Here is a 12594-nt window from a genome sequence, read left to right on the forward strand (position 1 = left end):
TATCAATGTCGTTTAGTTAAGGAATTTTTATTATTTTTAGGAAAGAAAAGGGAGCGTAGTTTTTTTGAAAATAATCTAACAACAATCAAGTCCTTTTCCTTTTCGAAGGACTTTTTAAAACTATTAAAAAACAATATAGAAAATGGATTAACACGCGATAGGTTCCGTACGACTAACACAGCGTTTGTTCGTCAGCGGTGTTTGGGTTTTACAGATCTTATCTACTTCATGTTGGGCCTGGGTAAATCGAGTGTTCAGCAAGAACTTGATAATTTTTTTTCCGACAAATCGGTCAGCTATTCCAAAGGAGCATTCAGTCAGCAACGATCCAAACTAAACCCCAAGGTGTTTACATGGCTCAATGAACAACAATGTTCTTTTTATTATAATAAAGCCAGCCATATCCGTAAATGGAAAGGTTTTCGGCTTATAGGTATCGACGGCAGTACTTTGCAGCTTCCTTACAGCAAAGAATTGGCAAAAGGTTTTGGCCATTTCGAAACCCGGACTGAAAACGGGAGAAAAGTAGTGTTAGCCCGTGTTTCCCAAGCCTACGATGTACTCAACCAAATCAGTATAGATGCCAAGATCAAACATTACAGGACAAGTGAACTTGCTCTGTGTGAAAGTCATCTTCCCTGTCTAGGGCCGGGCGACCTGCTTATAATGGATAGGGCTTATGCGGCCTTTTGGCTCATGTCCTCATTGGTTCAGCAACAGAAATCCTTTGTCATCAGGGTAAAGGCAAACAGATGGAAACATGCAAAGGCATTTTTAGCATCTACCAAAAAACAGCAGATCATAGAGGTGTCCCCTTCCAAAGAGGCCTTATACAGGTGTAGGGAAAGGAATATTCCTACTGAGGCACTCAAGTTAAGGCTCGTACGGGTACCGATTGCATCAGGAGAAGACCATATATTGATAACCAACCTAGTTGACCATAAGAAGTACCCTGTCAAGGAAATACGTGAGCTCTACAGGAAAAGATGGCCTGTTGAAGAGTCTTTCAAGCTACTCAAAACTAGGGCGGAACTTGAAAACCTGAGCGGAAAGACGGCCAGGGCCGTTCTCAAGGATTTTAATAGAATCATTCTCAGGGCCAACTTGAGCAACATTCTCAGTAAAACACTTACCAAAAAAGGGATTGACTACTGTAATAAAAAACGGAAAAACACTTATCAGATCAACAGAACCCAGGCGTATCGTAAAACCAAATCTATAATTGATCAACTCAAACAAGGAATGGACAAAATCATTGGAAAAATATCTGATTATGCTTTCAAACTGTTGCTTCAACTTGAAATAATACGGCCCAACAGGTCAGTTCCTAGAATAAAAAGGTATACTGCCAGACCCAGTAATTTTATAACTTATAAACCTTAACTAAACGACATTGCCCGGATTATGTAATAGGATTTCTCCGCCCTGACAATAGTCAGAGGTAAAGCCTGTCCCATGTTTACGGGAAGTTTTGCAATCGAAAGAAAATCAGGCTGTTTGGAGATTTTAGCATAGCACCGCTATGGTGAATTGAAAACAGCAACGAAGTGGCTGATTTTGAAGCGATTTCAGCACGTAATAGATTGTCTATTGCGTATTTCGGGTTTAATGACACCCTCTGCTTTAAATGGAGGGTGTCTGTTTTTCTAGCTAAAGTATTTTTATTAAAACTAGTTGAAACGCTGTTTTAAAGGATTCCATCGTTAATATAAGTATCCCCATGATGGTAAGGTCAGTGGTGTTTTTGAATGATCATCCTACTAAAAGGACGAGAATTCTTTCTTCCAGAATTACCTAGGAGTTTGTTTTAAGGTGATGAGGACTGGGCAGTCATTTGGATTTAAATTAAAAGTCTAAAGAATTTTTTTATTGAAATAATCGTGGTCTTAAGTAATTTCTTGTTTTCTCTAAAATAAGATATTTTAAAATGATTTTTTTCCGTTTACTTATGTTTCTGTGCAATTTTTAAGTTATTGTCATTAGATTTAAGACAGAAAAGTTAAAAAAGACATGGATCAGGATCAGAAAATCCTCGTTGTAGGTAGTGCCAATACAGATATGGTTATAGGGGTTGATAAATTTCCTTTACCAGGTCAGACATTACTGGGTAATAATTTTCTTTTAAATGCAGGAGGGAAAGGTGCCAATCAGGCAGTTGCAGCAGCCAGGCTTGGTGGGCATGTAGCGATCATTGCCAGACTTGGAAATGATCTTTTTGGTAACCAAACCATTGAAAACTTCAAAAAAGAAGGGCTCAATGTGGATGGTGTTGTACTCGACAATAAACTGCCCTCAGGTGTTGCTCAAATAGTAGTGGACAAGTCAGGAGAAAATACCATCGTGGTTGCAGGTGGAGCCAATTTAGCCTTAAACACTAAGCAAATCAATAAAAATGCAGATTTGATTAATGCCTCAGAAGTTGTGCTATTACAGTTAGAAATTCCTTTGGGCTCGGTTTTGTATGTAGCGAAAAAAGCCACATCTCTGGGTAAAAAAGTTATTTTAAACCCCGCTCCAGCCAGAAAGCTGTCTAATGAACTGTATGCGAATATTTATGCCATTACTCCCAATGAAACCGAAACGCGGTATTTAACAGGGATTAAAATAACCGGTGAGGAAAGTGCTCAGCATGCTGCTGATTTTTTTCATAACAAAGGAGTGAGAGTTGTTATCATTACTTTAGGTGCTGCCGGAGCTTTTCTATCGACCCCAGACTTCTCAGGAACTTTGGCCACTACGGAAGTGGAAGCGGTGGATTCCACTGCTGCCGGTGATACTTTTAATGGAGCTTTGGCTTCCGCCCTATCCAAAGGCATGGGTTGGGTTGATGCAGTGTCTTTTGCCAATAAAGCAGCCGCCTTGTCAGTGACCAAACATGGGGCTCAGGCTTCCATTCCGTTTTTAAAAGATATTCAGGGATAATTTCCCATATCGTATTTATAATAGTTATTCAAGATATACACCAAATGAAAAACCTTTTATTCGCCTTATTATTAGTAATGGGCATTACAATCCTGACTAGCAGTTGCCATAAACAAACGAATTCAGGAAAGCACCGGGTCTTATTGGATTCTGATGCCAATAATGAATTGGACGATCAACATGCAATGGCCTATTTATTCTTTAATGGCGATGTCTTCGACGTAGTAGGAATAACAGTTAACACCACCAGAAGTGGGGGAAATATTGAAGGTCATTACAAGGAAGCCAGAAGGGTAATGGATCTTTGCAATGTTTATGAGTCCATGCCGCTTTACAAGGGTGCAGATGCATCTTTTCAGGAGATCAGACCAAATTTGGACCAACCTGATTTTGATGGTGCTGAAGCAGTAGACTTCATTATTGAACAAGCACATAAAGAGGCGGATGAGAAATTGATTCTTCTTCCCGTAGGTAAATTAACCAATATTGCCCTTGCTTTAGAGAAGGACCCATCCATAGCCAGCAAAGTGAGGATTGTGTGGTTGGGTTCTAATTATCCATATGCTGGAGAATACAATCAGGACAATGACGAGGAATCGATGAATTATATTCTGAATACTGATGTGCCTTTTGAAATTGTCTTGGTAAGAGGAGGGAAGGAAACAGGTACAGCTGCAGTGTCTTCCAATAGGGCTGAAATTAATAGCATAATGCCAGGTAAAGGTCCTTTAGCGAACAAAACAGTGATCGGTAGACATGGAGATTCATTTGATCGATTTGGAGATTATTCTGTAAGTCTGTATAACAATATCCAAACCTATGATGAGGCAGGAACAAGACCCTTGTATGACATGGCAGCAATCGCAATTATTAAAGATCCTTCATGGGCTGAGAAGAAAGAAATCCCTGCTCCAATATTGGTAGATGGAGAATGGCAAGAAAGACCTGATAACCCTAGGAAGGTGTTTATCTGGGAAAACTTTAACAAGGAAGCCATAATGGGAGACTTTTTTGACAGAATGGAAAACTATGTGCTTGTTACTCCTTGATCCTTAATAAACGGTATAAGATTACCCTAGTCGACTCAATTTCGGTTAAGAAATGTGATAATTTTAGCCTGAATTTGAGTTAACATGATCAAAAAAAAATTAAATAATCCCAAACATTTACCTGATGTATATAATCAACGATTACCCCCTTGCTGTTTTCTTTTGTTTTATTACCATGTTGTGTTGGGGTTCTTGGGCCAATACGCAGAAATTGGCCGAAGGAAATTGGAGATTTGAATTGTTTTATTGGGATTATGTGTTGGGAATAGTTTTGCTTTCTTTGGTTTTTGGTTTGACCCTTGGAAGTATTGGTGAAGGGGGAAGGCCATTTCTCGAAGACTTAAGCCAGGCAGAGCTTTCTAGCTATTGGAATGCTTTGGCTGGAGGGGTGGTTTTTAACTTGGCCAATATTTTAATCGTAGCAGCCATTTCTGTTTCCGGCATGGCGGTGGCTTTTCCAGTGGGCATAGGTCTGGCTTTAGTTTTGGGCGTGCTGATCAATTTTATTTCCGAGCAAAAGGGAGATCCAATTTTGTTATTTTTAGGCGTTGCTCTGGTGACGGTAGCAATTGTATTGGATGCGAAAGCTTACAAAAACAATAGCAAAGACAAAGCTAAAAATGTTTCCAAGGGTATAAAGTTGGCTTTGATAGGAGGGGTTTTGATGTCCTTTTTCTATTTCCTTGTTCAGCAGTCTATGTCGTTGAACTTTCAATCCCCTGACCTAGGAAAATTCACTCCTTATAGTGCTGTGTTTGTTTTTGCTTTAGGGATTTTACTCAGTAATTTCCTTTTCAATACAATTCTTATGAAAAAGCCTGTTGATGGCGATCCCGTTTCCTATAAAGATTATTTCGCAGGGAATTTTAAGGTTCACCTGGTTGGTGTTCTCGGAGGAGCCATTTGGTGCATAGGTATGGCGTTTAGTATTATTGCATCAGAACAAGCAGGACCAGCCATCTCTTATGGACTAGGTCAAGGTGCTACCATGGTGGCGGCCTTTTGGGGTGTATTCGTTTGGAAAGAATTTAAAGGGGCATCAACAAGTACCCAAACCATGCTTAAAAGTATGTTTGCCTGCTTTATAGTGGGGATCATTATTATTATTTATGCCGGAATATAAGTCTTGGTATATGGGTTAGAAAGATAATTCCTGACAAAAGTAAAAACATATAGATCAGTTAATACTTGAAATCCACAGCCTATTTCTTTATTCAGTTGGGTCTTATAGAGATGAAACCTTCCAGGTTTCACTCCCCTAATTTTACCAGCAGGCTGATTATCAACAAAACCTGGAAGGTTTGCGGATTGAACGTAATACCCTAATCAAGAAAATATACTTGGTTAGGGTATTATTATTTCTGGTATAACAGAACTTAGCCCGTTAATATATTTTGACAGGCTTCCTTGCAAGCTGTACATGCTCTCGCACATTCCTGGCAGTGTTCATGGTCATGCTGACTACATTCTTCTGCACATCTCGTACAAACGCTGACGCAAAACCTCAATAGCTCATCAATTGGGCCATAGGACATGGATAAAATTTTAGCAGTGGAGGAACAAACATCGGCACAAACCCGATCTGTTCGGATACAGTCAATCATGTGACCGATATTGTCTTCATCAAGACAAGCATCTGCACAATGATTACATGCATCTGCACAGGTATTTAAGGTTTTAATTAAGGCTTCGTTTTTCATGGTTATATAGTTTGGTTTATTGTTCTACCCATGTTTTTGTTTTTACAAAAAATGTGCCTCAAAAACAATAATCCCCCTTCATTGGGCAAATTCCTGGTAAGCTAGCCTACCTATTTCTGCAATGATTTTATCCGCATTTGCGACATTGGAAAAGTGTTCTACCATTACAGTCAATACGATAGTTTTTTCCCCATACAAAATCCCAGCATCTCCCCGCACATATTCCAGCGTACCTGTTTTATGAGCTACCGCGATTCCATCGGGAAGTAAATGGGGGAGGGCATTGTCATCCTCACAATTTTTAAGCCATTCAATAGCCTGATAAGCGGAGGCTTTGTTGAGTAACTGCCCATTCAAAAGTCCGAGTAATAGCCTGTTCATTTCTTCTGCACTTAGGTAATTCTGTTGACCCAATGCAATGGCTTCAAAATCCATCATGAACCTGTTCAATTGAGTGGTTTTATATCCATTTTCTCTTAACCATTCTTGAAATTGCTGTAGCCCTAACTTCCTAATGAGGATATTAGTGGCCGTATTGTCACTTACTCGGATCATTTCCTTGGCCAGGTATTCATACGTTGCAGGGTAAGCAGTTGGTTTATATTGTAATTTCCCGGAACCACCCACTTTGTCTGCTTCTTTCAGTTGGTAGCTATCGCTAAGTTTGACTTTTCCTTCTTCAACATTTTGCATGAAGTAAATCAGTAAGGGGATTTTAATAATACTGGCAGAAGGGATTTTTTTATCGGCATTCAACTTAGAAAGGACATTTCCTTCCTTATCCTGAATGATATATGACAATTCAACTGAACCGTCTAAGGTTAATAAGTAATCATTTAGCAATTGTTGACATTTAACTGAACTGGTACTTATGCATAGCAATACGCTTGATAGTATTAAATAGTAACAATAGTAATTAAACCGAACCATGATTATTTATTTACATTGCTGGATATTCATAGGTGGATTGCAATCCCAATGGAATGCCCAAGCTCCAGTAAATTAATAAAAATGCTGTCCAAATAACCAATAAGTAAATAGAATAGGGCAACATGATAGAAACAAGTGTACCTATTCCGGTTTTTTTTACATACTTCTGACAGAAAATCACAACCAAAGGAAAGTAGGGAAGTAATGGTGTTATAATATTGGAGACAGAATCTCCTATTCTATAAGCTGCTTGGGTAAGATCAGGAGAAATACCCAATTGCATAAGCATAGGAACAAATACAGGGCTTATTAATGCCCACTTTGCGGATGCCGAACCTACCAGAAGATTGACAAAAGCACTGAGAAAAATAATTCCTACTACGGTTACCTGAGAGGGTAATTGTAAGCTTTGGAGAAAAGCAGCACCCTTTAAAGCAGTCATGGCTCCGATGTTTGATTGGGCAAAGGCATCAATAAACAAGGCACAGAAAAAGGCCATAACTATATAGTGAGCCATGCTTCCCATTGACTTGCTCATCGAAGCAATAACATCAGTCGAAGACTTATAGCTTGTTGAAATGAATCCGAAAATAATTCCTGGAATCCAAAAGATTAAAAAAATCAGAGGCACTATGGAGCGCATCAATGGTGCCGCAAAAGAGGTGATTTCTCCATTTTCACTTCTCAGGCTGGAATCTACTGGTGAGGCCCAGAAAAAAAGACCAATAAGTCCCAAGAGCATTACCGAGCTTGCGATCTTAAAGGCACGCTTTTCAATTGGTTTCAAATCCTCCATTTTAGGTATGTCAGATAGGTCTTTGTCTACCGGGTTGGTTCGATTTAACCGAGGCTCTATGATTTTATCTGTCAAATACCATCCTACACCTATCACCACAATACTTGAAATACCAGTAAAAATGATATTGTTTAAAGGGTTTAAAGTTATAGATGGATCAATTATTTGTGCGGCAGACTGGGTGAAACTTTGAAGCAAGGGATCAATAGCAGACGGAATGAAATTGGCACTGAAGCCTCCCGATACCCCAGCAAAAGTTGCAGCAATACCAGCCAAAGGATGCCGGCCGGCAGCATAAAATATAATTCCTCCTAGAGGGATTACCAGTACATATCCCGCATCAGCAGCGGTATGGCTCACAATGGCCACTAATATTAGAATAGGGGTAAGCAAAGCTTGAGGTGTGAAACTCAACAGGTATTTTAATCCTGCATTGATATATCCTGAATACTCCGCAACCCCCACGCCAAGCATGGCGAGTAATACCACACCCAAAGGAGGGAAATTGATAAAAATACTGATCATTCGGGACAGGAAATCTGCCAATCGCTCTCCTGTGAGCAAGTTTTGGATAAACAATTTCTCCCCTGTCCTGGGGTCAAATTCTCCAAAATCAATAGGAGCCAACAAGGTCGAAAACAACCATGTCAACAACATTAATCCTAAAAATAAAACAGCAGGGTCAGGAAGTTTATTGCCTGCTTTTTCAATGGCGTTTAAAAATCTATCAAGTAAACCTTTATTTGTGCTTATCTTTTCCATTAGGGCTTGGTTATCCTCAAAAATAAGAAAGAAATCGAAAAATGATGAGGAGTAACCGAATTAGTATCGATTTTAGATTCCTTTTACTTGAAGGTCAATCATTTAATCAAATAGGAGGTTTTCAATAGTTTGTTTTTCACAATTATATGAGGCGCTACAACTTCCCAGAAAGGAAATAACATCACCTGATTGAAGGCTCAGTATATATTATGAATTTTCGTGTATCACCAGAGCTTAAGATACTTATTATCAAATGCAGGAAAGGAGAACGGAAAGCTCAGGAAGAACTTTTCCAATTGACCTTTCCGTAAGATTTGAACAAATCACTTCGGTTTAGAACTAAAAGCGCTGAAGCTAGAGAAGTAGTGTTTGACGGGTTTTTAAAAGTTTTCACTCAATTGGACAAGTACCTTGCAGAACCTCAATACGAATGAACTCATGTCTTATCAAGGAATGAAAAGTGATGGGTTTTTACCTGATGATATAGAATTCAAAACCAACAAATTTTGGCTAACTATTGTCTTTGATTTTATCCATAGCTTACCTTTCGGGGGCTATGGGTAAATCATTTCTTGACCATTCACTCCAAGAGCCTACATATAATTTAGGGCTATTCAATCCAGCATGCGCAATGGCAAGAAGGGTATGGCAGGCCGTCACTCCAGATCCACAGTGAACAATAATATCGTTTGAGGATTTACCATTAAATGTTTTTAGGTATTTTTCCTTTAAAGTTTCTTTAGGTAAAAAGAATCCATTTTCATCAAGATTTTCTGAAAAAGGTAAATTAATTGCTCCTGGAATATGTCCGGCGATTAAATCTATAGGTTCTTTTATTCCTAAGAATCTTTCGGCCTCTCTAACATCGATAATTATCTGACCAGCTTTTTCTGAAGCTGTTGATACTTCCTCCAGTTCGGCCATTGGCAACTGCCATGTTTGTGTTAGGTAAGCTGATAAGGGTTGAGGGTTAGGGATTTTATCATTTACAGGAAATCCATGAATTTTGGCAGCCTGAAAGCCTCCATTCAAAACCTGAACTTTTTTATGGCCAATAGCTTTGAGCATCCACCAAAATCGGGCAGCAGACATGGCCGCAGATTTATCATCATACACGATTACATGGCTTTCCGGGCTTATTCCTAATTTACCAAGTGTATCCCCAAAAGCCGATGCAGAAGGTAAGGGATGCCTTCCTCCTTGAGCAGGATTCTCTCCTACATTGGATAAGTCTTTGTTTAAATTGACATGTATCGCTCCATCAAGGTGTTCTTTTTCATAATTTGAATAACTAAATTGGGCATCTATTAAAACCAAATTCTGTGTCTTGGCCAATTGGTGTAAAGCTTCCGGTTTGATTAAAGGATTGATCATGCTGTTTAATTTTATTGTAAATTTTTTAAAGGCAATGATATTAGATTGTTTTAGGAAGTTGAGAGGTCAAGAGAGATTTTGGGGTTCTATTTTTTCTTTACCAGGTTTTCTTTCACCCTAAACCGAACAATTTCTGCAATTAGTTCTAAAGGTAATGGCTTGTCTAGTGGAAATTGAATGGCACCTTTCGAATAGGTGTAATTTGTTAACTGACCTTTAAAAGCTTCGATTGCAGAGGGGCTAGGATAAAAACCGATGTGGTTTTTGTAGGCAGCAAAGTGAACAAGATTACCATGGAGCTTAAAGGTTGGCATTTTATAATTGATGCATTCCTCTGCTTCCAAGGGGCAATTCTTTTTAATGATGGCTCTCAAATGCTGTAATTTCTCACTTACATCCATTGGGAATTTCGCGATATAATCATCCATGCTTTATATCCTCTATTTTTTATACCTTGTTCAAAATTTATTGTTTGATAAGTTGGTCTTGTTTTCCATAAAACCTTTAGGTTGGTTGATGGTCATCACATTGAAGTTGTTTTTCACTTTTTCGGAATGCCAATAAATATAAAGATTATCCCATTAATTAGAAAAGAAAAGCATAAAGCCTGAAACAAAAATAGCCCAAGGTGATGATTACCTTGGGCCATAAAAGCTATAAATTATTTTGATTGAATTAGGTGTTCATGGCACCATTTACCTCAAGTGTTTGGCCAGAGATATAAGTACTCATGTCTGAACCTAGAAATACACAGGCATCAGCCACTTCTTCGGGTTTTCCACCTCTTTTCATAGGAATGGCATCTCTCCATCCCTGAACAGTTTTTTCATCCAGAACTGCGGTCATTTCAGTTTCGATAAATCCTGGAGCGATGGCATTGCTACGGATATTTCTTGAACCAAGTTCCAATGCTACAGACTTGGTGAAACCAATAATTCCTGCTTTAGAAGCTGCATAATTGGATTGTCCGGCATTTCCTCTAACTCCTACTACGGAAGTAATATTGATGATAGAACCAGCTTTGGCCTTCATCATGGTTCGAGTTACTGCTTTCACGGTATTAAAACAGGATTTGAGGTTAATATTGATTACTTCATCCCAGTTTTCTTCCGACATTCTCATTAGTAAGTTATCTCGGGTAATTCCGGCATTATTTACAAGAATGTCTATTCCACCTAAAAATGTCACTACATCGCCAATTAATTTATCAGCAGCTGCGAAATCTGAAGCATCGGAGCGAAAACCTTTAGCTTTTATACCGAAAGCTTCCAATTCTTTTTCAAGTGCTTCTCCTTTTTCTACACTTGACAAATAAGTAAAGGCCACATCAGCACCTTCCTGAGCATAACGTATAGCAATGGACCTGCCAATTCCTTTGGAAGCGCCTGTTACCAAGGCTTTTTTACCTGTAAGTAATCCCATAGTCAATGTTTTTATTGTTTGATTGAATTCAAAAATAGCTATTTATTATAAAAAATTGGCTACCCAATAGTTTATTCATTCCTCACACATTTTGAGTAACGGTGCTCAGACTTAGGAAAAATTGGAATTATATTAACTTTTATATGTAAAACCAAATTTTTTTCTGAACTTAATTATTATAAATTTGCATAGCAAAATAGTAATCAAAAGTTAAAAATATGTCTTCAACAAAATTCGATGTCATTGTTCTGGGCAGTGGTCCAGGAGGTTATGTAGCAGCAATTAGAGCTTCTCAATTAGGATTAAAGACTGCCGTAGTAGAAGCAGAAGATCTAGGTGGGATTTGTCTTAATTGGGGTTGTATACCTACCAAAGCTTTGATAAAAAGCGCTCAAGTATTTGAATACATTAATCACGCAGACGATTATGGTATTTCCGTAGAAAAAGCGAGCGTGAATTTTGACGACATGATCAAGCGTAGCCGGGATGTGGCCGGTGGAATGAGCAAAGGCGTTCAATTTTTGTTAAAGAAAAACAAAATTGAAAAATTGATGGGCTGGGGAAAAATCAAACCCGGCAAAAAAGTAGAGGTAGAAGACAAGGATGGCAACAAAACAGAATACAGTGCCGACCATATCATAATCGCCACTGGTGGAAGATCTAAAGAGCTTCCTGCTTTAAAAATTGACAATGAAAAAATTGTTGGTTACCGCAAAGCCATGACTTTGGATAAACTTCCAAAGAAAATGGTGGTTGTAGGTTCCGGAGCTATAGGCGTTGAATTTGCCTATGTCTACAGTTCTATTGGTGTGGAAGTGACTATCGTCGAATTCCTAGACAGGATTGTTCCCAATGAAGATGAAGAGGTGTCCAAGACACTAGAAAAAATATACAAGAAAAAAGGCATCAAAGTGATGACCAGTGCCGAGGTGACCAATGTTGATACCAAAGGAAAAGGTTGTAAAGTCACCGTTAAGACAAAGGGTGGTGAGGAAAACATTGATTGCGATATAGTACTTTCCGCTGTAGGCGTTGTGTCTAATGTGGAAAACTGTGGACTTGAAGATGTTGGAGTATTGGTGGATAGAGGTAAAGTTAAAGTAGATGAATTTTACAAAACCAATATGCCGGGTTATTATGCAATAGGGGATGTTGTTCCTGGACCTGCTTTGGCTCACGTAGCCTCCGCTGAAGGGATCATCTGTGTGGAGAACATTGCAGGACAGAACCCTGAACCACTTGATTATGGCAATATTCCAGGATGTACTTATTGTCTTCCTGAAATCTCTTCTGTTGGTTTTACTGAAGCCAAAGCCAAGGAAGCTGGATATGAAATTAAAGTCGGTAAATTTCCTTTCTCTGCCTCTGGTAAAGCTTCTGCAGCTGGAGCCAAAGATGGTTTTGTGAAACTTATATTCGACGCGAAATATGGTGAACTACTCGGAGCACACATGATCGGTTATAATGTAACAGAGCTGATAGCTGAAATTGTAGCTATAAGAAAACTTGAAACTACCGGACACGAAATTATAAAAACGGTACACCCACATCCTACCATGTCTGAGGCGGTAATGGAAGCTGCTGCAGCAGCCTATGGTGAGGTGATACATTTATAAATTTCAGCTAGGTTAAATAAAAA

The 12594-nt window shown here is 38.8% G+C and carries 11 protein-coding genes; 5 read left to right on the top strand and 6 right to left on the bottom strand.

The genetic code is table 11. The features are described 5' to 3' along the window. The first annotated feature begins 135 nt into the window (after positions 1-135). From CA2015_RS15525 to CA2015_RS15540, 4 genes are all read left to right on the top strand, one after another. On the top strand, positions 136-1383 hold the full coding sequence (locus CA2015_RS15525; RefSeq protein ID WP_262485602.1) for an IS4 family transposase: 1248 nt from the start codon (positions 136-138) through the stop codon (positions 1381-1383). A 627-nt stretch (positions 1384-2010) separates the two neighbouring features. Then, on the top strand, positions 2011-2922 hold the full coding sequence (gene rbsK, locus CA2015_RS15530) for a ribokinase (protein WP_048642720.1): 912 nt from the start codon (positions 2011-2013) through the stop codon (positions 2920-2922). Positions 2923-2966: 44 nt separating this feature from the next. Further along, positions 2967-3971, top strand: a complete 1005-nt coding sequence (locus CA2015_RS15535; protein WP_084011809.1) for a nucleoside hydrolase — start codon at positions 2967-2969, stop codon at positions 3969-3971. A gap of 124 nt (positions 3972-4095) precedes the next feature. Next, complete coding sequence (locus tag CA2015_RS15540; protein WP_048642721.1) at positions 4096-5094, top strand: GRP family sugar transporter; 999 nt, start codon at positions 4096-4098, stop codon at positions 5092-5094. A gap of 253 nt (positions 5095-5347) precedes the next feature. Here CA2015_RS15540 and CA2015_RS24620 read toward each other — a convergent pair whose 3' ends face one another. The 6 genes from CA2015_RS24620 to fabG form a co-directional block, all read right to left on the bottom strand. Further along, positions 5348-5671, bottom strand: a complete 324-nt coding sequence (locus CA2015_RS24620) for a four-helix bundle copper-binding protein (RefSeq protein ID WP_084011810.1) — start codon at positions 5669-5671, stop codon at positions 5348-5350. Positions 5672-5749: 78 nt separating this feature from the next. Further along, on the bottom strand, positions 5750-6514 hold the full coding sequence (locus tag CA2015_RS15545; protein ID WP_048642722.1) for a serine hydrolase: 765 nt from the start codon (positions 6512-6514) through the stop codon (positions 5750-5752). A 97-nt stretch (positions 6515-6611) separates the two neighbouring features. Beyond that, entirely contained in the window at positions 6612-8159 is a 1548-nt protein-coding gene (locus CA2015_RS15550) for an AbgT family transporter (RefSeq protein ID WP_048642723.1), read from the bottom strand. Between the two features lie 540 nt (positions 8160-8699). Beyond that, positions 8700-9533 (bottom strand): sulfurtransferase, encoded by an 834-nt coding sequence (locus CA2015_RS15555; RefSeq protein WP_048642724.1) that lies wholly within the window; start codon positions 9531-9533, stop codon positions 8700-8702. An 86-nt stretch (positions 9534-9619) separates the two neighbouring features. Next, positions 9620-9961 (bottom strand): iron chaperone, encoded by a 342-nt coding sequence (locus tag CA2015_RS15560; protein ID WP_048642725.1) that lies wholly within the window; start codon positions 9959-9961, stop codon positions 9620-9622. A gap of 247 nt (positions 9962-10208) precedes the next feature. Further along, the gene (fabG, locus tag CA2015_RS15565) at positions 10209-10955 is read right to left on the bottom strand and encodes a 3-oxoacyl-[acyl-carrier-protein] reductase (protein ID WP_048642726.1); all 747 of its coding nucleotides are present in this window, start codon (positions 10953-10955) and stop codon (positions 10209-10211) included. Between the two features lie 218 nt (positions 10956-11173). Here fabG and lpdA point away from each other — a divergent pair, with 218 nt between their 5' ends. After that, on the top strand, positions 11174-12571 hold the full coding sequence (gene lpdA / locus CA2015_RS15570; RefSeq protein ID WP_048642727.1) for a dihydrolipoyl dehydrogenase: 1398 nt from the start codon (positions 11174-11176) through the stop codon (positions 12569-12571). Positions 12572-12594 lie beyond the last annotated feature (23 nt).

It is taken from the genome of Cyclobacterium amurskyense (assembly GCF_001050135.1).
Taxonomy (GTDB): Bacteria; Bacteroidota; Bacteroidia; order Cytophagales; family Cyclobacteriaceae; genus Cyclobacterium; species Cyclobacterium amurskyense.